Below are 21648 nucleotides of genomic sequence, written 5' to 3' on the forward strand. Positions count from 1 at the left end.
GAAATCTGTGTAGAAGTTACACCAGAAAGATCCTTCTTTGCTTTCTCTGCAGCATCCTTCAAGCGCTGAAGAGCCATTTTATCTTTTGAAAGGTCAATGCCATTTTCTTTTTTGAATTGTTCTACCAAGTAGTCAATGATTACCTGGTCGAAGTCGTCACCGCCAAGACGGTTGTCACCTGCAGTAGATTTAACTTCGAATACGCCATCGCCAAGTTCAAGGATGGAAACGTCGAAAGTACCGCCGCCAAGGTCATAAACAAGTATTGTCTGGTCTTCATCCATTTTATCAAGGCCGTAAGCAAGTGCAGCAGCTGTTGGCTCGTTGATGATACGCTCAACTTCTAGACCTGCGATTCTTCCAGCATCCTTAGTTGCCTGGCGTTCTGCATCGTTGAAGTATGCAGGAACAGTGATAACCGCTTTTGTTACAGGCTCACCAAGATAGTCTTCAGCATAAGACTTCAAGTATTGAAGAATAACTGCTGATAATTCCTGCGGTGAATACTCTTTGCCTTCCGCTTCAACTTTGTGGTCTGTACCCATGTGACGCTTGATAGAGATGATAGTGTTAGGGTTAGTGATTGCCTGGCGTTTTGCCACTTCACCAACTTGGCGCTCGCCATTTTTGAACGCGATAACAGAAGGCGTAGTTCTGTTTCCTTCTGGATTTGGGATTACCTTTGGTTCGCCGCCTTCTAGTACGGCAACACAAGAGTTAGTTGTTCCTAAGTCAATACCAATGATTTTACTCATTTTCAAATACCTCCTGGATCATTTATGTAGGCTCTTTTCGTAAACCTTGTTACTTTCTCAAGCAAAAGTAATAACCGGCAACTGGGCGTTTTACGAGTATAAATCGAATCTTTATTCAGAAGTCTCCTCGAAAATAGCCCTGATACAACTGTTATTGGTTCACTTTCACCATTGCTGGACGAATGATGCGGTCCTTTAGCATATAGCCTTTTTGGAACTCTTCAACAACAATGTTAGGACCGAAATTTTCATCTTCAGACTGCATGACAGCCTGGTGAAGATGCGGGTCAAATTCCTTGCCAACAGCTTCTATTACTTCAACGCCTTCATTTTTAAGGGCATCAAGCAAGCTTCGGTACACCATTTCCACTCCCTGTTTAAGGGATTTAGCCTGTTCATTATCAACATCCATCTTCAAAGCACGCTCGAAGTTGTCGATTGCTGGAAGAAGATCGGAAATAATGCTTTGGGCTCTATATTTAGCGCTCGCTTCAAGTTCAATCCTTGAACGGCGGCGGAAGTTGTCAAAATCAGCCTGAAGGCGCAAGTAACGGTTGTCGGCTTCCTCAAGCTTCCCTTCTAGTTCAGCCACTTTTTGCTCCATTGGATCTTGAGCTGGCATCTCTTCAGTATTTTCAGAAGCTTCATTTTCAGCAAAAACTTCCTCAACCGTTTCTTCTTCCGTCTGGCTGTTCAATTCTTGCTCAGTATTTCTCTCTTCTGTCACGTTAACTCACCTCCCTCAAAGTAACGCGGCAACTAATGCCACACTGTTCCAGTTTGTTTTGTCTGGATTGGTTAATATTTCAACGAAGCAAACATGCTTCAGTAGAAAACACATAGCGATTCAGGATGGAACGGGCTGCTCCACCCTTAATCAATATTTCCATGCCTATTTATTTTGATACAGTTCAGTCAGCACCTTGGATAAATCTGTGCTGATCAATTGCAGCAAGCTGATGACACGTGAATACTCCATACGCGTTGGACCTAGGACCGCAATTGTTCCCAATTTTTCTTGGCCAATTGCATAGGTTGCAGTTATGAGGCTGCAATTTTCCATCGCTGAATTATCATTTTCCGTGCCAATCCTTACATTAATCCCGGCCGGATTTTGTTTGATCAGTTGATATAAACCGTCCTCATGTTCAATCATGTTCATAAGGCTTCGGATTTTCTCAACATCGTTGAATTCTGGCTGGCTTAGGATGTTGGTCTTGCCTCCAAAAAACACTTTTTCATGCGAAGGCAGGTTGAGCGTATCTGCAATCGAGTGCAGTAGAGTATCATAGCTGCTGATATGCTGGCGCAATAGCATGGCGATTTCCTTATAAATCTTAGAATTAAGGCTTGTAAGCGGTACTCCTGCCAGGCGTTCGTTCAGAATGTTCACCATTTTTTCTACATCAGAAGGATCAACATTTGTTGGAAAATTGAACATCCTGTTTTCAACATGCCCAGTGTCCGTCACGATAATGGCAATCGCAGTATCCTTTGTCAACGGTACAATCTGAAGCTTCTTCAATCTGTTGTCTTTAACAGCCGGACCTAACACGATTGAAGTATAATTCGTCATTTCAGACAGGATTTTTGCTGACTTCTGCACGATTTTTTCTAGCTCGTATATCCTTTCGGCAAAAATCGATTTAACGGCAGCCATATCTGAATGATTTACTTTTTGCGGCAGCAGAAGGTTATCCACATAAAAACGATATCCCTTCTCGGACGGAATCCTTCCAGAAGATGTATGGGTTTTTTCAATGAATCCCATATCCTCCAAATCCGCCATTTCATTTCGGATTGTCGCCGAACTGAAATTAATTTCTTCCTTTTTCGACAAGCTCCTTGAACCTATCGGTTGAGCTGAACGAATAAAGTCATCAACAATCACCTGCAAAATGAGCACCTGACGATCTGTTAACAACATCATCACCTCTGTTAGCACTCTATAAGAACGAGTGCTAATTCTAAAAATAATTTATCAATAAACGCTGAGGATGTCAATGATTTGATACCCCAATGAATGATTGAAAAACTTCATTACCGAGAAGGCGTCCCTGTCTCGTAAGGAAGATTCTGTTGTCATCGGTTTTCAGCAGACCTTTTGCATTCCAGTCCTTGATTTGTTCAGCAAATAAGTCGATGGGATTCCGGCCAAATTTTTCCTCGAAGTGTCGAATTGGGACACCATCAGTCTTCCGTAGCCCGAGGAACATTTCTTCTTCCATTTTTTCCTCGATTGTAACCTTGTGGGCATCCATGATCGGGAGTTCACCATTGGATAACGGCTCCATATATTTTTTTAATGGTCCGAAATTAGACTGCCTGATTCCATCGACATACCCATGAGCCCCAGCACCGAACCCGTAATACTCTTCGTTGTTCCAATAAGTAAGGTTGTGTCTGCTTTCGAACCCTGGGACAGCGAAATTACTGATCTCATATTGCTTAAGACCGCCGTTTTCCATGTGCTCCATAAGTGTTTCATACATTTCTGCTTCCGCATCCTCACCTGGTAGGGGCAGTTTGCCTTTTTGCAGTAAGTTGTAGAATACTGTTTTCGGTTCAATGATTAAAGAATATCCCGAATAATGAACCAGTCCTAATTCAAGGGCTGTTTGGATTGATTGTATGAAATCCTGCTTTGTCTGCCCTGGAAGGCTGTAAATCAAGTCAATGCTGATATTATCGAAGCCTGCTGTTTTTGCATTTTCAATTGATTCAAAAACATCCTTCGCCCGATGGCTGCGGCCGATTTTTTTTAAAAGTTCATCATTAAAAGTCTGTACTCCGAAACTCAGACGATTGACACCCGCATTTTTCAGGATGGCCAGTTTTTCTTTTGACAGGTCACCCGGGTTTGCTTCAAAAGTATATTCCGTATTGGTGTCTATATTAAGCTGTCTGTTGATCGCTGAAACAAGCTTCTCCAATTGTTTTTCATTCAAGGCAGTTGGTGTGCCGCCCCCGACAAACACCGTTTCCATTACTTGTTTGCTTACCGACAGACTCATTTCCTTTTCAAGTGCCTCCAGGTATTCATCAACCGGCTGTCCCTTCATGAATACCTTGTTGAAGTCGCAATAATGGCAAATATGGTGGCAGAAAGGAATATGGATGTAGGCTGCTTTCATTTTTTTCACTTCCTAAAGTGGCTTTTCTGGCCAGGATTTAGCTCTATTTTTTCTAAATGAATTTATTGAAAAAAGAGGCCAGAATCGCTTGCTTTAACAAGCATATCCAGCCTCCCCTGCTATTTTACTTCTTCGTATTGTTGTCGTCCATTTTCAGGACTGCCATGAAGGCTTCCTGCGGAACTTCTACGGAACCGACTTGCTTCATGCGCTTTTTACCTTCTTTTTGCTTCTCAAGGAGCTTACGTTTACGGGAGATATCCCCACCGTAACACTTCGCCAATACGTTTTTACGCATCGCCTTGATTGTCGAACGGGCAACGATTTTCTGTCCGATTGCTGCCTGGATGGGAACCTCGAATTGCTGTCTTGGAATGAGATCTCTCAGCTTATCCACGATTACCTTTCCACGTTCATACGCAAAGTCTCTGTGAACGATGAAGCTTAATGCGTCGACTTTTTCAGCGTTAAGCAGGATATCCATCTTCACAAGCTTGGAAGGCTTGTACCCGATTAGTTCATAATCGAAGGACGCATAGCCTTTCGTGCTTGATTTTAGCTGGTCGAAGAAATCATAAACGATTTCAGACAGCGGGATTTCATAAACGATGTTTACACGCGTTTCATCCATATATTGCATATCGATGAAAATGCCGCGCTTTTCCTGGCAAAGCTCCATGATTGCTCCAACATAGTCATTCGGTGCCATCATTGTTGCTTTTACATATGGTTCTTCAACACGGTCAATCTTCTGCGGGTCAGGCATGTTAGATGGGTTGTCTACCTTGAGTTCAGTACCATCAGTCAAGATTACATCGTAGATAACACTTGGCGCTGTCGTGATCAAATCAATCTTGAATTCACGTTCGATCCGCTCCTGGATGATTTCCATGTGAAGAAGTCCCAGGAATCCGCAACGGAAACCGAAGCCTAATGCCTGTGAAGTTTCCGGTTCGAATTGAAGCGCTGAATCATTGAGCTCAAGCTTTTCGAGCGCTTCCCTCAAGTCGTTGAATTTAGCTGAATCAATTGGATATAATCCGCAATATACCATTGGGTTTAGGCGGCGATAACCTGGAAGAGGTTCAGACGCGCCGTTTTTCGCATTCGTGATCGTATCACCGACACGTGTGTCGCCAACGTTCTTGATTGCAGCAGTCAAGAATCCTACATCCCCTACTGTCAATTCACCTGCAGGAGTAGCTTTTGGAGTGAATACTCCAACTTCCGTTACCTCAAATTCTTTGCCTGTCGCCATCATCTTGACTTTGTCGCCAACTTTTACGGTGCCATCGACGACACGGATATAAGCGACTACGCCACGGTATGCGTCGTACAAAGAGTCGAAAATCAATGCTTTTAAAGGAGCTTCAGGGTCTCCTTGTGGAGCAGGAACTTTCTCGACAATTTGTTCCAGGATTTCTTCAATTCCGATTCCCGCTTTAGCAGAAGCAAGAACAGCATCAGAAGCATCAAGCCCGATCACATCTTCAATTTCATTTCTTACACGCTCAGGGTCCGCACTTGGCAAATCGATTTTATTGATGACTGGCACGATTTCCAGGTCATTGTCGATTGCAAGGTATACGTTCGCCAATGTCTGTGCCTCGATCCCCTGTGCCGCATCGACAACTAGAACCGCTCCCTCACATGCTGCCAGGCTTCGGGAAACCTCGTAGGTGAAGTCTACGTGTCCAGGAGTATCAATCAGATGGAAGGTGTAGATTTCTCCATCCTTCGCCTTATACTTCAATTGTACTGAATTCAGTTTTATCGTTATTCCGCGCTCACGCTCAAGATCCATCGAATCCAAAAGCTGATCCTTCATTTCACGTGCAGTCAATGCATTCGTCTTTTCAAGGATACGGTCAGCCAGTGTCGACTTACCATGGTCAATATGGGCGATAATCGAAAAATTCCGTATTTTACTTTGTCTATTAAGTCTATCTTCTCTGCTCATTGCGTTCACTCCTACTATACTCGCGCATGTACACTATTGTTGATTATATCAGCAGGAATATCAAGATTCAATAAATAAAAGAGGAAGTGTCGCGGATGGACCCGCGAACTTAGCAGGACTGCGTACTCAAAATGTTCACAGAAAATTGGGAACTTATTATGTAAAATGAATGGTAAGAAAGGATGTGGATTATGTTTCTAAAGAATCGTTATGAATCAGAAGAATTGCGAGTACTGAAGGCCCTGAATTCGAGAATGGATTTACTAGAGAAGGAGAAACAATATTATTCAAATCTCCAAAAAGGATTTGATGGGGAGGTGATGTTTGATGGGTATCTGCAGCGAATAGTCATTCAATCACTTATACTTAATGATTTGCTGCTTGAACAGAATCATTCACATTTTCAAATTGACTCACTGATGATTTCTCAGAGTCTCACCTACTTATTTGAAGTGAAAAATTTTGAAGGTGAATATTATTTTGACGGTGACACTTTCAAGAAAATTAATGGGACCGAAGTTAAGAATCCACTGCTTCAACTTGAAAGGAACTTATCTCTATTAAGACAATTATTCAATTATATCGGATTTAAAATCTCCATAGAACCCTACCTCGTATTTGTTAATCCCGATTTCACTTTGTACAATGCTCCTCTAAACAGAAGAATCATTCTCCCAACCAACCTTAACCGCTTTATCCACCAACTGAATAACAATAAGTCAGCTTTGAATAATCAACATTCCAGACTGTCAGAACAATTACTATCGTCTCATTTGACGAAATCGCCATTTACCAAAGTACCGAAGTATGAATATTCTCAGCTGCGAAAAGGTCTGTTCTGCCATTCGTGCGGGACAGTTTTGGAGGAATATAGCGGAAGGGTATTTATGTGCAATAACTGTTCAGTGAAAGAGAATACAAAAAGTGCGCTAATTAGAAGTGTTAAGGAGTTTAACCTCCTATATCCTCTTGAAAAGCTGTCTACTAATATTGTCTACGAATGGTGTGGCGGTGTTTTTCCGAAGAAAACAATCAGGCAGGTAATGAAGGAAAATTTCATTATTTCAGGTTATGGACAATGGTCATATTATGAGTAAGTATTTTGGTCACCAATGTGGTTTATTGGTGACCTTCTTTTTTTAAAATCCTGATTGTTAGGTCACCAATGCACCCTGTTGGTGACCTCTTTTTTCAGATTCCTGGTTTTTATGGCGCCAATGCAGCCTGTTGGTGACCTCTTTTTCCCCATTCCGGGTTTTTAGGGCACCAATGCAGCCTATTGGTGACCTCTTTGTTCCGCTTCTTAATTATCAGGGCGCCAATGAGCTTTATTAAGATTTACTCGATCCTGCACAAAAACAGCGGGGCTCAGCCCGCTGCTCTACTCATTTCCCGGTTAATAATTCAACAGTTTTCTCGACGACAGAGGATACTCCATCGGCGAGTTGTTTTCCTATTGATGAAAAGAGGTTGAATGCTTTCATTTCTTCTAGTTTTTCCCGCTTTTGTTCCAGGTCATGGCTGGAGACGTCATTTCCTAGGATGGCTGTTTCGAAGGTCCCGTTTTCCTTTTCTTTTATGCTGAAGGCACTTTTGAATTCAGGGTCTTCGTAGCCTTTCATTTTATGGATGCCTTCATTTGCCTGTTGCATGCCGAACAGAACGGATATGAACATTAAAGAAGCTAGCATAAAGCTTTTAAGCATGAACATTTTCATCTCTATCACCTAACCGATTTTTATTTCTTGTCAGGAGGCTGCTGCGCTGGCGCTTCTACTTTTTCTGCCTGCCAGTAGAATTCACTGAATACGTCTGCAAGTGCATCGGCAGACCTGTTCAATTCTTCGAATGTGTTGTCAACGCCGCCAAACTCTATTAGCAGTGCATTTCCGGACAAGTCCTGATTGAATTTGCCATTTGTCGAGGCGCCCTTTTTCTCGATGATCCCCCTGCTTAAACCCTTTCCGTACTTTTTATCGAGGAGATTATGCAATTCTCGTGCGAGAGCAAGGTTTTTTTCATAATTGGCATTTTCCCCTCCAATGACAAATGCAAGTTTTGCATAAGGCTTGCCGTTAATCTGGACCGTCGTTTTATCTTTGCGATATCCATCTCGGTGGATATCTATAAAGTATTGAAGATTCCGGTCTCCAGCCATCGCGGCTTCTACAACCGGCCGTGATTCCTGATAGGCTTTTCCAAACCCAAGCCCTTTCTTGCTGAGATTGGCCATTACATCCGTTTTATCTACCATTGTTCCGACGCCTCGCTGTTCCAGGCTCTTTTTCAGCTGGTCCCCTATCTTCATGACATTCACCTGTGAGTGATAGGCCTTATTCGGGTCGGTCACTCCCTTTAAATAAGGAAGATACGATTCTCGATTATGTGTAAAATAAATATAGACGGCTTTCCGTTCTCCCGTGGAAAGCAGAGGTGCTGGCGTATCTTCGGGATTACCCGAATTTAAATCTTCCGTATTTTGAAGCGCCGCTTCCTGTTCTGCTTTCAATACATCGACAGGAGGTGCTGATTCCATTGGCATGTTCGTATAATTCGTTCCTTCACCGGCGACTAGTATCTTCCCATCAAAAAGCGAGAAACCTGGCAATTCCCTGCCTAGTAAGCTTCGCGGATCATCCAAATTGATATTGGTAGAAAGCTTGAACATGACATTCGTTAGCTTCGGTGTCTCATATTCTTCTGGAAGCGCCTGAAGGAATTGATGGTTTTCCCAACCCATTAAACTGAAAAGCAGTTGTCCATTCAGATTGTTTGCGGCCTGATTAACAGAATCCGAGGTGATCCTGTATTCAGGCTTTAGCGAAGTCATTGCTCCGCTTATGGAAAAAATCCCAATGAGAAAGAACACAAATGCTAAAGCGGCTTTTACTACTTGAGTCCCTTGGACGGCTACAATTATTCCAGATCGTTTATTAAATCTCATTGTTCCACCTCTCTAATGCAAGTCTAGTAAATGTTATGACTTTGCTAGAGAAGATAGAACTTCGAATCCTTCCGTAACGAATTTGAAATAAATCTAATAGAACATTCTAATGTGTATACATGCCTGTGTTATCCTGGTCGACATTCGTATGCAGCGCTGAATTAAGGCCACTGGCAATCAGATTGGCCATGTCATCGATGAACACATCGACTTCTTTAGGAGTCACCATCAGGTTATGGCCTAAAGGAGATAGAACCTCATAAATAAGCTTGCGCTTCTCTTCGTCTTCGAGTGTTCCAATCATTCCAAGGAAGGTTTGACGATGTTCAGCTTCCGGCAGATCTTCCTCGGTCAGCTTTCTTCTTTTGCCAAAACTCATTCCAGCCGGCACAAGGGATCTAGAAGGCTTGTCACCTTCTCTCATTTCCTTGCCAAAATGTTTTAAAATGAAATCAATCGTATCACTTGTAATCGAAACCGCATCGACTACTGTAGGAACTCCAATCGCTATCACTGGAATGCCTAAAGTTTCTTTGCTTATTTCCTTCCTTTTATTTCCTACGCCTGACCCAGGATGGATGCCTGTATCTGATATCTGGATCGTCGAATTGACTCTTTCAATGGAACGGGAAGCGAGCGCATCGATTGCAATCACAAAGTCAGGCTTCGTTTTCTCCACAACTCCAAAAATAATATCAGAAGTCTCTATCCCAGTTAGTCCCATGACTCCCGGAGAAAGCGCGCTAACAGAACGATACCCTTCTTCCACACTCTCAGGCTGGAGATCGAACAGGTGCTTAGTAACCAGTAAGTTTTCACATACGAGCGGCCCTAAAGCATCGGGTGTAACATTCCAGTTCCCCAGACCAACAACAAGGCAGGATGCATCTTCCTTGATGCCAGATTGTTTGATAAAGTGGGCAAATTCGTTTGCGAATACTTTTTCTACTTTCCCCTGCAGCTCGGTATCCTGCTGGCGAATGCCGACCACTTCGATTGTCAAATATTGGCCCTGTTTTTTGCCAAGACTCTTTTCTCCCTCAGCCGTCACCTCTACTAGAGAAATTTTTATATCATTTTCTTCTTTTTCTTTTATAATGACGCCTTCAATATGGGAAAGATTTTCCTGGGTATGGACGGTTGCTGCCTGGTCTGCCAGCACCATCTCCCTCGCTTCCACAGCCAGGTCAGTCCTGATTGAATACATACTCAAATCTACTGGTTCCTTCATTATCCCATTCCTCCCAATAACAGTTTGGCTGCAATACAGCATACTATTGCCTATCTTTTCCTTTTACATAAAAAAACATTCACGATACACTAGACTTAAGTTAAAGCAGAGTATTGCATTATTAACCCCTGTTTGATAAAATATCATTTGTTCTTAATAAAATAAGAAATGTACTGGAAATGTCGAGTTCCATAAAATCTCGATGCTTTTTAGGAGGTGAACGGAATGCCAAACATTAAATCTGCAATCAAACGTGTGAAAACTAGTGAAGCGAGCAAAGCTCACAACATTACTGTAAAATCTTCTATGCGTACAGCAGTTAAAAAAGCTGAATCAGCAATCGTAAACAACGATACTGAAGCAAAGGCTTCATACGCTCAAGCAGCAAGCAAGCTTGATAAAGCAGCAGCTAAAGGTCTTATCCACAAAAACGCAGCTGCCCGCAAAAAAGCCCGTTTAATGAAAAAATTGAACGCTAATGGCTAATTTTTTTTCATACTGCTAATAAAAAAACGACCTCAAAGGGTCGTTTTTTTTATTTTGTCGCCTATGTAAATGATCATTTCCTGCCATTGATCTGGAACAAAATCATTTCAATCAGCATTTCTTTTTTCATACCGCCGGTCTTCATCTGGTAATCAGCGTTAGCGAGAAGCTTCATAATCCTTGTCAGTTCCTCATCGGAAAATGCTCCTGACTGCCCAGCTGCCAATTTCACCCTGAATGGATGGATCTTCAAGGTCCCGGCAATCTGCTGCTGTCCATACCCCTTTCGAGCAAGCTCCTTCACCTGGTAAATCAGCCTGAATTGACCCGTAATAACTGCAAGGATTTTAATCGGTTCTTCATTCTGTTTTAAAAGATCATAATAAATTCTTAAAGCTGACTCAACATTACGGTGGACAACCTTATCTACCAGCGAGAAAATATTCTGTTCCAACGACCTTGCAGTCAGTCGGTCGACAATCTCCCTGCTAATTGGGTGGTTTTCTCCTGCATAGAGCGCCAATTTATCGATTTCAGAAGTAAGCATGAATAAATTCGTCCCTGCAAGCGTCAATAAAAGCTCAATTGCATCTTGATCAATAATAGCCCCATTCGCCTGAGCGCGTTCCTTTACCCAGACTTTTGTTTCTTGTTCACTCAGCTTCTTGGCTTCGATGACCGTAGCTTTCCGCTTTAACTCCTTCGTCACTTTCTTTCGTTCATCCAGCTTTTCGTATGGAGCAGAAAAAACAACGATCGAGTAGGGTGCAGGCTGTGAAAGATATTCCTCCAATTTCGCTATGTTATGCTCAACTTTTCCTTTTGACTTTTCCGATGTCAAAAATACTGGATTCTGAAGGATAACCAATCGCTTCTCTCCCATGAACGGGAAAGTTTCAGCGTCTTCCAAAGCTGCCTCGATTGGTGTTTCTTCTAAATCGTAAACCGAGTAATTGAAATCTTTCTCTTCGTCATTCAAAACATTGTCCACTAGAAGCTGTTTTGTTTCATTTATTAAAAAGGTTTCTGTTCCAAACATTAAATAGACAGGATCCACCTGTTTTTTGCTGATTTTTTTCCAAATGTCCAATACCACTTTTTTCCGCTCCGTTCAATCCAGTTTTGCCATATATCTATCGTAAAGAAGCTTGGACATTTTGACAAGCATTCTAAGGGAATTGGCCCCCTATCCGGACCAATTCCCCTATTTATATTGAACGCTGAGATATAAGGCCTAGGATACTTATATCTCAACGGTGCATCATGGTAAGATTATTTTAGCCGCAGACGGGAAAAGTATTTGTGACAACTCTTGGTACATTGACACACATATAGGAAGGCAGCAAAAATGGTTTGATTTTTCAATTACAATGCTGGGCAGAGAACACTGGATTTTTTAAATTGAATCGCTTATACTATTATAGAATTAGTAGGGGGGATTGACTGTGAATCAATTCGAAGAAAATGTCCAAAGTAATCGCAATGACGCTGTTGACTCAGGTGTTGGATTCATCGTTTCTTTTGGATTCTTTGCAACAATGTTCATTATTGCGACAGTCGTGCAGTTAATCGGGAGTTAATCACGGCTACATAGGATAAACTTTTGGAGACTGCATTTTACCAAATGCAGTCTCTTCTCATGTTCTTGTGATTTTCGGGGGAGAGAACTATTTGTTCTTGCTATATACTATGGAAGTTGTGTGGTAAACGTTCCTGAATTGTCTTTAAACTTGTAAATGATTGCGCCATCTTCATCGGTCCTGAAAATCTGGATGCCACGTTCTTCTAACCTTTCGATGACTTCATCGCCGGGATGGCCATACCGGTTATTCTCTCCTACAGATATGACTGCAAAATCAGCGTTCGTCCTTTCCAGGAAAGGTTCTGAACTGGAGTATTTACTGCCATGATGCCCGATCTTTAAAACATCTATGGCAATGTCCTTTATTTTCCTGGCCATTGAATTTTCTCCTTCAGTGCCCAGATCGCCTGTAAAAAGCCACTTTTTACCGCCAATAGCTGCGAGCAGCACAATTGACTGATCGTTTCGCTCCCCAACGGTCCCGCTGGGATTAAGAATCTTAAAATCTCCTCCAGCCGCTTTCCAACCAGTGCCTAAACCAGCTGCATATATGTCTACTCCCTTCTCATTAGCGATGTCCATGATTTCTTGCTCCAAAACTGACCTCTCTTCTACACGCGGTACTATCAGCTGTTTTACGTGTATTTCCTCGAACAAAGCAACAGCTCCACCTATATGGTCCGCGTCGCCGTGGGTCAAAATCAATTTATCCACAGTCCTGACACCTTCACTTTTTAAAAATGGAACAACGATTTCCTTGCCGGGATCATAAGGACTGCCTCTCTTTTGCCAATTTTCTTTTTCAAAAAGTATGACACCTCCTGTATCTATGAGATAATTCCCCTGATTATACGGCATTCTGATGAAGATGCTGTCACCCTGCCCGACATCCAGGAAGGTGATATGCCCATAAGGATTCAAATAAGGCAGTAATATTTGCACGAATAGAGGAAATAACGGCAAGGCAAAAAGCCATAGAGGAGGCTTAAACTTTTTTAAAATAAAACCTTCCCATTTGAAAAAAAATAGAGGAATCAAAATGATATGCACAATAAGTAAAATTGGCTCAAGCTTACCAATAAGGATCGTCGACATCGGTAGCTTAGACAGTTTCATGGCGAAAAGGTTTACATGGTGTACGAAGTTCTCCAGAAAATATAAATAAAAGGAAGGCAACGCTCTCAGAAGCAACAAAATAATGTAGGAAATCAAGAAAAGCGGCAGTAATATAAATGAGAATAGCGGGACGAACAGGAGATTAGCTAAAATCGATATGACTGAGACTTCATAGAAAGAAGCAAGGATGGCAGGGAGACTTGAAAGCTGGGCTATAAAAGAGGCCGCAGCCGTCTGCTTTACAAACGATGTAAAACCTTTCAGAATAACCGGTGCTGAAATGACCAGGGAGAAGCTGACAGCGAAGGAGAGTTGGAATCCTGTATCAAAGATGATACTCGGCTGGATAAGTGCCATGAGCATAAAGGCTGCCGAAACTGCGTCAAGTGGCGTCATGCGGAGCGATAAGCGCCGTGAGCCAATCAACATGATTAGCATAGCAGCTGCCCTGACAACCGGAGGAGCTAGCCCGGTAATAACTGCGTAAACAGGCAGGTAGGCCATTAGCAAAATTTCAGTTTTTTCCTTAGTCAACCCCATCCTGATACAAATAAAATAAATCATACCCGTAAGCAACCCAACATGAAGGCCGGAAATGGCCAGCAAATGGACAATCCCTATTTTCTGGTAAGATCGTTCTGTTTCCGGATTAAAAAGATTTCTATCCCCAAATATAAGTGCTGCGGCAAGGGCGGCACTTTCCTCTGGCAAAGTGTCTTTTATCCTGGCAATTTCATTATATCTAAAGGTCTTTAATGCAGTTAAAATTCCATCGGATTGTTGATAACAGGTTTCCAGAGACAGTTTATTGACATCAAAAATCCAGGAAATATCGTTCCGTTGAAGATAATCTTTGTAATCGAATGCATTGGGATTTCGGGCAGGAGATGGATGATTGAGGGCCCCGGACGCTGCACATGCCATTCCAGGAGTGATAAGTGTTTGAATTATTTGTTGTTCAGTATTTGATTTGATTCTGTATTTGACAACCAGTTTTTCATTAGTAGGCAATGCTTTACCGTAAGCAAAAAGCAAGTCACCGTCCAGTTGGATTTCATCGTCAAATAATATCAGGAAGTTTTTTTCATTGCCTGTAAAAACTGATTCAAAATGTGACTCTGAATACCCCGCGGCTACAAAAATGAGGTAGCAGCCCGCCATAAGCACAAGAGTGGAAGCAGGGAGTTTCTTCAGCTTTAATAACAAGATCAGGGTAAGCAGGCACAATCCCGCGTAAATGAACTTATTTTCGGTGACGGTCAGAAGACCCAGTAAGGAGACAGCTGCAATGTAAAACAGCTGCCCTTTAATAGGCCAAATTCGATTTGGCAACATATTCTCTAGTCCTTAATTAAGTTATTTAGATAAGTGGACAACCTCAACATCCCTTAAGAAAAGTTCATTATACTTGTTAGGATAGGCGCTGCGGTATACAATTCTTGTAATCCCTGACTGTGCGAGTGTCTTGGAGCATTTTTCGCAAGGCTCGTGGGTTACAAAGGCTGTCGCTTCCTTTAAAAGCCCTCTGTCGGCATGGATGACGGCATTCTCTTCTGCGTGAAGGGTCCTGATGCATCTTCCTTGTTCGTTAATCAGGCAGCCGACATCCTCACAGTGGTCATGGCCATGTATTGAGCCGTTGTAACCAGTTGATACAATGTGCTTGTCCTTTACAATGACACAGCCTACATGCAGCCTGGGACAGGTAGAGCGTGTCCCAACTTCTTCAGCGATATCCAAAAAGTATTCATCCCAACTCTTTCGTTCCATGCTGTAATCCCCCTTTAAAAGCTCAAAAATGTACAGGTATTTTAAATAAACTCTTTCCATGTCTCTAATTTTAATACTTATCATCAAAGAGTCAATTTCATTGCAGCTATTTTACCGAAATCAAGTCCTTCAGTTTTTCGAATGTTTTATCACCTATCCCGCTGATTTCTTTTAAATCATCGATTGATTGGAATGAACCATTCGTTTCGCGGTATTCAATAATTGCCTCTGCTTTTGCCGGACCTATCCCTGGCAATGTCTGCAGCTCGCTGGATTGAGCAGAATTCAGGTTTACTGTTCCTTTCCCTGCAGCTTCCCCTGCCTGTACCGGCAGAGCAGCATTAACATTCTCGCCAATCCTCGGTACATATATGGCCATTTCGTCCTGAATATATAACGCGAAATTGATCGAGGCCGTATCGGCGTCCTCCACTAGCCCTCCAGCCAGTTCGATTAGGTCAACCACCCTTCCTCCCTTTTGGATTTCGTAGACACCAGGGTTTACGACCGCGCCTTTTATGTCAGCCATCATGACCATTATTTGTTCTTCAGCTTTCGTTTCAGTTTTTTCATCCCTTTTAGTTTCGACATCTCCCACCATAGCTAAAGTTCCTTCATTCATTTCAGTCAATTCATCTTCTTTATCAAAGGATGAGTAAAGAAAAAATAATACAGCCGCTATTCCTGCAATAACATAGAATTTGTTTTCTCTGATCCAGTCCACAATTGGTCAACACCTTTCTATATGTCATAAATTAAAATTTGAAATCATATGGATATAGGAGAATAAATGTACGAAGGAGGGAAGGGTTATGAAAATAGGGATAATAGGCACAGGGAATATGGGGAGAATTCTCGCCGAAGCTCTCATTGATGGGAATGCCGTTTCCCCTTCTTCAATGATGATTACAAACAGGACATTATCAAAAGCTTTAGAGATTCAAAAAATATATCCAGGCTTATCAGTTGGAAAGGATGCGGTAGAAGTTGCTGAAAACGCTGATGCTATTTTCGTATGCGTGAAGCCCCATCATGTTTTGGGAGTCCTCGAGACGATTAATCCTGTGCTTACAAGGGATAAATGTGTAATTTCAATAACAAGCCCAATCAGTGTGGAGCAAATCGAAAGCAAAGTGGATTGTTCTGTCATGAGAATCATTCCAAGCATTACGAACAGAGCGCTTGCGGGTGTTTCACTTTTCTCGTTTGGTACTCGATGTACGACGGAATGGAAAGAAGCATTATTTACCCTGTTCAAAAAGGTATCTGTTCCACTGGAAATCGAAGAGAATATCACAAGAGTGGCATCAGATATTGTCAGCTGCGGTCCGGCTTTCTTCAGCCACCTTGTCCAGAGTTTTATCAATGCTGCTGTCAAGGAAACTGAAATTGACCAGGAAACTGCCACCAAACTATCAAGTGAGATGCTAATTGGTTTAGGAGAACTTTTGAGTCAAAATCATTATACGTTACAAACTTTACAGGAAAAGGTTTGCGTTAAAGGTGGCATAACTGGAGAAGGAATCAAGGTACTTGAAAGTGAAACGGGAGATATGTTTGAACAGATATTTCAGGCTACACATAAAAAATTTGCAGAGGAACTGGAAAAAACTGAGGAACAATTCGGTCCTTAAAAGATTTCGCTATTGGCCTTTATAATCCTCCTATATAAATGTGACAAATTTAGAACAAGAAAGGCTCCCAAAAAGTTGGGAGCCTTTCTAATTTATTTCTTTACCATCGCAAAAAATAAACGCTCTGCTGTTGGCTCAGAGGCTTTCATCGAGTAATCCCCGGTGACTTCAATATTCGCAAAGCCTGCCTGCCCTAGCCATTTCACATAAGAATCCTCTGGATATGTACGCTGGTAATGAGATTCATCGACTCGGTCATATTTACCTGATGATTCATCACGGACGAAGAAAGTGAGCTCATGTTCAACACTGTGAGCGCCTTCTCCCTCGAAGCTATTCCAAATATAAGTGATTTCTTCATCATCCCATGTAAATGTCGCGTCGGCAAAAATATGTTCCATTTTATAGATAGAATGGACATCAAACAGGAATAAGCCCCCTTTTTTCAAAAGGCGGGACACCCCTTCGAATGTCTGGCGGACTGCCTGTTCATCCTCTAAATAATTCAGCGAATCACAAAAAATGCCAATGATATCAAACTCACCTAAATCATCAAGCTCTGACATGTCCTGCTGAAAAAATTGTATTGGCAACGATAGCGCTTGAGCTTTCGACTGGGCTACTGAGAGCATATCTGTTGATAAATCCGCGCCGGTCACATCAAAGCCTTTTTGCGCAAATCTTACAGATAGCTCCCCGGTGCCGCATGCGAGGTCGAGGAGCTTCATTCCGTTCACTTGATATTTCTCTTTGTACGCCTCAACAATCGAAACCCATTCGTCATAGGGAACATCCTGCATAAGCTCATCATACAAATAAGCGAACCTTTCGTAAGACATTAATTAAGCTCACTTTGTACGTTTTCGATCGGAGCATCTCCCCATAGGCGCTCAAGGTTATAGTAGATTCGCTCTTCTTTGTGGAAGACATGGACAACAACATCACCGATATCAATCAGCACCCACCTTGCTTCGTCAAAACCTTCTATCCTCTTAAGATTATACCCCTGCTCTTCTGCTTTTTCCCTGATTTCACGGGCAATAGCTTGTACCTGCTTATCAGAATTCCCGTGGCAGATGACAAAGTAATCGGCAATCAACGAGATACCTTTCATATTCAATACCATAATATCTTCTGCTCTTTTATCGTCTGCTGCTTTTACCGCTGTCATTAATAATTCGCGCTCACTCATTAAATCAACCTCCTGAATTTTGTACGATGCTGTTGTATGCATTAAATGTATCCGGAAAGACCGGGTGGTTTTTCTTCATTAAAAATTGAATTGTATTTTTCATAGATTGGATCAATGCTCTGTCCAAATCATTCTCTGCCAGTTCTCTGACTTTATCCACTCCTGGAAAATGGCGGCCTGGCTCGATATAATCAGCCAGATAGATGACTTTATCAAGAAGCGTCATGCCAATCCTTCCAGAAGTATGGTAACGGATTGCATCAAGAACTTCCTTGTCGTCGATTCCCGCTTCCTTCTCTGCAAGGAACGCTCCTATCGGCGCATGCCAGAGCTCACTGTTAAACTCAAGCAAGATTGCAGGCATTTTTTGTTCCTCAATGATTTGTCTCATTTCATCCTTTGGACGGAATTTGGCATAATCATGAAAAATAGCAGCCAGTTCCGCTTTCTTCAAATCTGCTCCATATTTCCCGGCCAGCTTGATGGCTGTATCCATCACGCCAAGAGTATGCTGATAGCGGTGTTCAGTTAGTTGTGGCTTCACGATCTGAAGTGCTTGTTCACGTTCCATATAAACCATGCTCCTCTATATAAACCCTAACTGGATCGGGCAGCAGATAGCGTATGCTCCGAGCGGCCCTCACTCTTTCTCTAATCATACTTGAAGAGATATCCATTTGCGGTGTCTCTGCATAAAGAATATCATATGGTGTTTCAGTACTGTATGATGGCCTGCTGACACCCACAAACCTGACCATTTTCAATAATTCATCTATTTTATGCCATTTGGGCAGATATTCAACCATATCACCACCGATGATGAAGTAAAAATCGGTTTCTTTATACATATCTTTTAATATTTTCATCGTTTCATACGTGTAAGATGGACCCTTTCTGTCGAGCTCTGCTTTTTCAATCCTGAATTGCTGGTTATCAGCAATAGCAAGCTCAAGCATAGCCAGCCTGTCTGAATGGCTGATGGGCTCATCTACAGTTTTGTGCGGCGGCACCTGATTTGGCATGAACCAAATCTCATCAAGACTATAAGCATGAAGGACTTCATTCGCAATTACTAAATGTCCGGTATGCGGCGGGTTGAAGGTTCCGCCTAAAATGCCAACTTTTTTCAAACAGGCACCTCCCAGTATTTATCTTGGAAGAACGATTTGCTTATTTTCACGGGACTCTTTATATAAAACAATGGTATTACCGATTACCTGAACAAGCTCTGCTTTAGCACCGCGAGACAGCTGTTCAGCCACAGTATCCCTATCCTCGTCACAGTTCTGGAGGATGCTTACCTTGATCAACTCTCTCGCTTCCAGCACATCTGCGATTTGTTTGATCATATTTTCATTTACCCCGCCTTTTCCAACTTGAAAGATTGGAGTAAGATGATGGGCTTTCGATCTTAAAAAACGTTTCTGCTTACCTGTTAACATATGTTAACCTCCTAAATTTCTTAAAACATTCGCTTCCATTCTCTCGACATCGGGAAAAATCCCTGTCCATAACTCAAAAGCAAGTGCTCCCTGGAACACAAACATTCCCACGCCATTCTGGATAGCAGCTCCCTTTTTGGAAGCTTCCTTTAAAAACTTTGTTTGCAATGGATTATAAATTATATCACTAACTATCGTATCCTGTGTGATCTTTTCAGGCGAAAGCGGTAAACTTTCTGTATCAGGCACCATTCCAATAGAAGTTGTCTGGATGATCAATTGATATTCATCCAGTGTCTTTTCAGCCGTTTCCTGGCCTAAGACCTTTGATTCGACCTTGAATGGGCAAGAGCTGACAAGCTCCTCAGCCTTTTGAATTGTCCGATTGTAAAGGTCAATCCTGCCAATACCTGCCTGGGCCATCGAAAAGTAAATGGCTCTTGAAGCACCACCTGCACCAATAATCAAAGCTGATCTTGAACCAAGATCAGCAGCCATATATTCAAGCCCTTTAACAAAACCAGGACCATCCGTATTATAGCCTACCAGAAGGCCATTTTCGTTTTTGACTGTATTGACCGCTCCTATTGCTCTGGCTAAAGGGTCAACTTTATCCAGGTGGGCGATGATATCTGTTTTATGCGGAATTGTTACATTGAATCCACTCACACCCAGGGCTTTCAAGCCTTTCACAGCGGCCTCCAGATTCCCTCTGCTCACATGGAAAGGCAAATATGCCGCATTTATTCCATAAAGATCAAATAAATCATTGTGCATGGCAGGAGACATTGAATGCGCGATAGGATCTCCGATGACACCGAACAGCTTTTTCATTACATCTCCCACCCTTTCTTTTTGATTTGATACTTCTAAACAACGGATCTCTAAATAAGTGACCTTCTCAGCATTACATGAACGCCTTTAGGGACATGCGCCGCGATTTTTGCGCCCGCATCATTGACCGTTACCCAGCCTAGCCCTGAAAATACAACATCGGTTTTAGCTTCCTTGATTGTAAACTCATGTCGGACAAGTTCAGGGAATTCATCCATCTGCTCACGCCGCGGCGGTGTCAGCAGCTCACCAGCATGATTCTTATACAGCTCATCCGCCTTTTCAAGCTTTGTTCGATGAATGTTGATTTCATTCGGCAAATAGCATGAAAAAGACCTTCTTCCGCCTGATATATAATCGAAACGAGCCAGACCTCCGAAAAACAGCGTTTGCTCTTCATTCAACTGGTACACCTTCGGCTTGATTTCTTTTTTAGGAGTGATGAATTTCAAGTCACGCTTATCCACATAGTGCGCCATCTGATGATGGTTGATGATACCCGGTGTATCAACAATCGCTTTTCCGTCCTCAAGCGGTATTTCTATCATATCAAGTGTAGTTCCCGGAAAGTGAGAAGTAGTGATCACATCTCCTTCCCCTGTCACTTCCTTGATAATCCTATTGATAAAAGTAGATTTCCCTACATTTGTACAGCCTACAATATAAACGTCCTTGCCGTTGCGATATTCATCAATTGCCGCAGCAGCTTCCTTGATATTATATCCTTTTGCAGCACTGACGAGGGATACATCAATCGGATTAAGTCCCAATTCCCTGGATTCCTTCTTCATCCAGTCAATCAATTTTCGCTGTTTGACCGATTTAGGTACCAGATCAGCTTTATTGCCGATCAATAATACTGGGTTTTTCCCTGCGAAACGCTGGATCCCTGGCAGCCAGCTTCCGTTGAAGTCAAATATATCAACTATCTTGACAATCAGGGCATCCCTGCTGCCAAGTTCATTCAATATTTTTAAAAAGTCATCATCTGTCAAGCTTACATCCTGGATCTCATTATAATTCTTCAGGCGGAAGCATCTTTGGCAGACTACAACCTCTTTTTCCAATGAAGAAGCTGGAGCATATCCCAACTCCTCTGGAACTTCCGTCTGGATTTTGACACCGCAGCCTGTACAGTTAAATTGCTCACTCAAATCTTAGTCCTCCCAATTCAGCTTTCCTTGTTTCTTAAACCAATTTAATATCCTTCTTTCAACTTTCCTGTTGAATCTAGTCACAAACCCATCCGTCTGTGCAACCGGAACAACGAGAATCGTATGGAAGCCACTTCTGTTGCCGCCAAGTACATCGGTTAAAAGCTGGTCGCCAATCACGACCGTTTCCTCTTTACGCAATCCCATTTGCTTTAAAGCTTTATTAAAGGCTCGAGTCATCGGTTTTTTCGCCTGAAAGATAAATGGGATTTGAAGAGGGTCCGAAAACGACTTGACTCTTCTCTCATTATTATTAGAAACAATCGTTACGAGTATTTCATGTCTCCTCATATTATCAAACCACTCGATAAGCTTTGGGGTCGCAAGCGGCCGATCCCACTCAACGAGTGTATT

Annotated in this window: 24 protein-coding genes; 4 read left to right on the forward strand and 20 right to left on the reverse strand. The window is 42.3% G+C overall.

The genetic code is table 11. The features are described from left to right. The 5 genes from ACH0QE_RS00775 to lepA all read right to left on the reverse strand — a co-directional run. Positions 1–755, reverse strand: a 755-nt coding sequence (locus tag ACH0QE_RS00775; RefSeq protein ID WP_415798845.1) for an Hsp70 family protein, incomplete at its 3' end; no start/stop codon positions are given. Positions 756–906: 151 nt separating this feature from the next. Next, positions 907–1482, reverse strand: coding sequence for a nucleotide exchange factor GrpE (grpE, locus tag ACH0QE_RS00780; protein WP_415798846.1), 576 nt, complete (start codon positions 1480–1482; stop codon positions 907–909). 165 nt (positions 1483–1647) lie between these two features. Then, positions 1648–2679: a heat-inducible transcriptional repressor HrcA gene (gene hrcA, locus ACH0QE_RS00785; RefSeq protein WP_415798865.1), complete on the reverse strand. Its 1032-nt coding sequence runs from the start codon at positions 2677–2679 to the stop codon at positions 1648–1650. Positions 2680–2755: 76 nt separating this feature from the next. After that, positions 2756–3889 carry a radical SAM family heme chaperone HemW gene (gene hemW, locus ACH0QE_RS00790; protein WP_415798847.1) on the reverse strand — a complete coding sequence of 378 codons (1134 nt, stop codon included), beginning with the start codon at positions 3887–3889 and terminating at the stop codon, positions 2756–2758. 124 nt (positions 3890–4013) lie between these two features. Continuing rightward, positions 4014–5849 (reverse strand): translation elongation factor 4, encoded by a 1836-nt coding sequence (gene lepA / locus ACH0QE_RS00795; RefSeq protein ID WP_415798848.1) that lies wholly within the window; start codon positions 5847–5849, stop codon positions 4014–4016. A gap of 191 nt (positions 5850–6040) precedes the next feature. Between lepA and ACH0QE_RS00800 the strand changes: the two genes are divergently transcribed. After that, positions 6041–6946 carry a nuclease-related domain-containing protein gene (locus tag ACH0QE_RS00800; protein WP_415798849.1) on the forward strand — a complete coding sequence of 302 codons (906 nt, stop codon included), beginning with the start codon at positions 6041–6043 and terminating at the stop codon, positions 6944–6946. A gap of 288 nt (positions 6947–7234) precedes the next feature. Here ACH0QE_RS00800 and ACH0QE_RS00805 read toward each other — a convergent pair whose 3' ends face one another. The 3 genes from ACH0QE_RS00805 to gpr all read right to left on the reverse strand — a co-directional run bounded on the left by ACH0QE_RS00805 (position 7235) and on the right by gpr (position 10024). After that, positions 7235–7567 carry a YqxA family protein gene (locus tag ACH0QE_RS00805; protein ID WP_415798850.1) on the reverse strand — a complete coding sequence of 111 codons (333 nt, stop codon included), beginning with the start codon at positions 7565–7567 and terminating at the stop codon, positions 7235–7237. Positions 7568–7587: 20 nt separating this feature from the next. Then, on the reverse strand, positions 7588–8793 hold the full coding sequence (spoIIP, locus tag ACH0QE_RS00810) for a stage II sporulation protein P (RefSeq protein WP_415798851.1): 1206 nt from the start codon (positions 8791–8793) through the stop codon (positions 7588–7590). 106 nt (positions 8794–8899) lie between these two features. After that, positions 8900–10024 (reverse strand): GPR endopeptidase, encoded by a 1125-nt coding sequence (gene gpr, locus ACH0QE_RS00815; protein ID WP_213368704.1) that lies wholly within the window; start codon positions 10022–10024, stop codon positions 8900–8902. A gap of 225 nt (positions 10025–10249) precedes the next feature. Here gpr and rpsT point away from each other — a divergent pair, with 225 nt between their 5' ends. Continuing rightward, positions 10250–10510, forward strand: coding sequence for a 30S ribosomal protein S20 (rpsT, locus tag ACH0QE_RS00820; protein WP_079509814.1), 261 nt, complete (start codon positions 10250–10252; stop codon positions 10508–10510). Between the two features lie 73 nt (positions 10511–10583). Here the strand turns inward: rpsT and holA are convergent, their stop codons facing one another. After that, the gene (gene holA / locus ACH0QE_RS00825; RefSeq protein WP_415798852.1) at positions 10584–11606 is read right to left on the reverse strand and encodes a DNA polymerase III subunit delta; all 1023 of its coding nucleotides are present in this window, start codon (positions 11604–11606) and stop codon (positions 10584–10586) included. A 349-nt stretch (positions 11607–11955) separates the two neighbouring features. On the opposite strand from holA, the gene ACH0QE_RS00830 reads away from it, so the two are divergent. Continuing rightward, positions 11956–12090 (forward strand): YqzM family protein, encoded by a 135-nt coding sequence (locus ACH0QE_RS00830; protein ID WP_023627242.1) that lies wholly within the window; start codon positions 11956–11958, stop codon positions 12088–12090. Between the two features lie 107 nt (positions 12091–12197). Here ACH0QE_RS00830 and ACH0QE_RS00835 read toward each other — a convergent pair whose 3' ends face one another. The 3 genes from ACH0QE_RS00835 to ACH0QE_RS00845 all read right to left on the reverse strand — a co-directional run bounded on the left by ACH0QE_RS00835 (position 12198) and on the right by ACH0QE_RS00845 (position 15702). Beyond that, on the reverse strand, positions 12198–14543 hold the full coding sequence (locus ACH0QE_RS00835) for a DNA internalization-related competence protein ComEC/Rec2 (protein WP_415798853.1): 2346 nt from the start codon (positions 14541–14543) through the stop codon (positions 12198–12200). Between the two features lie 21 nt (positions 14544–14564). Further along, positions 14565–14978, reverse strand: a complete 414-nt coding sequence (locus tag ACH0QE_RS00840) for a deoxycytidylate deaminase (RefSeq protein WP_415798854.1) — start codon at positions 14976–14978, stop codon at positions 14565–14567. A 106-nt stretch (positions 14979–15084) separates the two neighbouring features. Then, positions 15085–15702, reverse strand: coding sequence for a helix-hairpin-helix domain-containing protein (locus ACH0QE_RS00845; protein WP_415798855.1), 618 nt, complete (start codon positions 15700–15702; stop codon positions 15085–15087). A gap of 88 nt (positions 15703–15790) precedes the next feature. On the opposite strand from ACH0QE_RS00845, the gene comER reads away from it, so the two are divergent. Continuing rightward, entirely contained in the window at positions 15791–16612 is an 822-nt protein-coding gene (comER, locus tag ACH0QE_RS00850; protein WP_415798856.1) for a late competence protein ComER, read from the forward strand. 92 nt (positions 16613–16704) lie between these two features. On the opposite strand, the gene ACH0QE_RS00855 is transcribed toward comER, so the two are convergent. The 8 genes from ACH0QE_RS00855 to ACH0QE_RS00890 form a co-directional block, all read right to left on the reverse strand. Beyond that, positions 16705–17451 (reverse strand): class I SAM-dependent DNA methyltransferase, encoded by a 747-nt coding sequence (locus ACH0QE_RS00855; protein ID WP_415798857.1) that lies wholly within the window; start codon positions 17449–17451, stop codon positions 16705–16707. Further along, a complete protein-coding gene (gene rsfS / locus ACH0QE_RS00860) occupies positions 17451–17804 on the reverse strand; it encodes a ribosome silencing factor (RefSeq protein WP_415798859.1) in 354 nt (117 codons plus the stop codon). Before rsfS ends, ACH0QE_RS00855 begins: the two co-directional genes overlap by 1 nt. Positions 17805–17808: 4 nt before the next feature. After that, entirely contained in the window at positions 17809–18375 is a 567-nt protein-coding gene (gene yqeK / locus ACH0QE_RS00865; RefSeq protein ID WP_415798860.1) for a bis(5'-nucleosyl)-tetraphosphatase (symmetrical) YqeK, read from the reverse strand. After that, on the reverse strand, positions 18365–18934 hold the full coding sequence (locus tag ACH0QE_RS00870; protein WP_415798861.1) for a nicotinate-nucleotide adenylyltransferase: 570 nt from the start codon (positions 18932–18934) through the stop codon (positions 18365–18367). Before ACH0QE_RS00870 ends, yqeK begins: the two co-directional genes overlap by 11 nt. Positions 18935–18952: 18 nt before the next feature. Then, positions 18953–19246: a ribosome assembly RNA-binding protein YhbY gene (gene yhbY / locus ACH0QE_RS00875; RefSeq protein WP_041965182.1), complete on the reverse strand. Its 294-nt coding sequence runs from the start codon at positions 19244–19246 to the stop codon at positions 18953–18955. Positions 19247–19249: 3 nt separating this feature from the next. Further along, a complete protein-coding gene (gene aroE, locus ACH0QE_RS00880) occupies positions 19250–20080 on the reverse strand; it encodes a shikimate dehydrogenase (protein WP_415798862.1) in 831 nt (276 codons plus the stop codon). 50 nt (positions 20081–20130) lie between these two features. Then, on the reverse strand, positions 20131–21234 hold the full coding sequence (gene yqeH / locus ACH0QE_RS00885; RefSeq protein WP_415798863.1) for a ribosome biogenesis GTPase YqeH: 1104 nt from the start codon (positions 21232–21234) through the stop codon (positions 20131–20133). A 3-nt stretch (positions 21235–21237) separates the two neighbouring features. Further along, a partial coding sequence (locus ACH0QE_RS00890; protein WP_415798864.1) for a YqeG family HAD IIIA-type phosphatase occupies positions 21238–21648 on the reverse strand: 411 nt, incomplete at its 5' end.

The organism is Mesobacillus sp. (assembly GCF_047739415.1).
Classification (GTDB): domain Bacteria; phylum Bacillota; class Bacilli; order Bacillales; family Cytobacillaceae; genus Mesobacillus.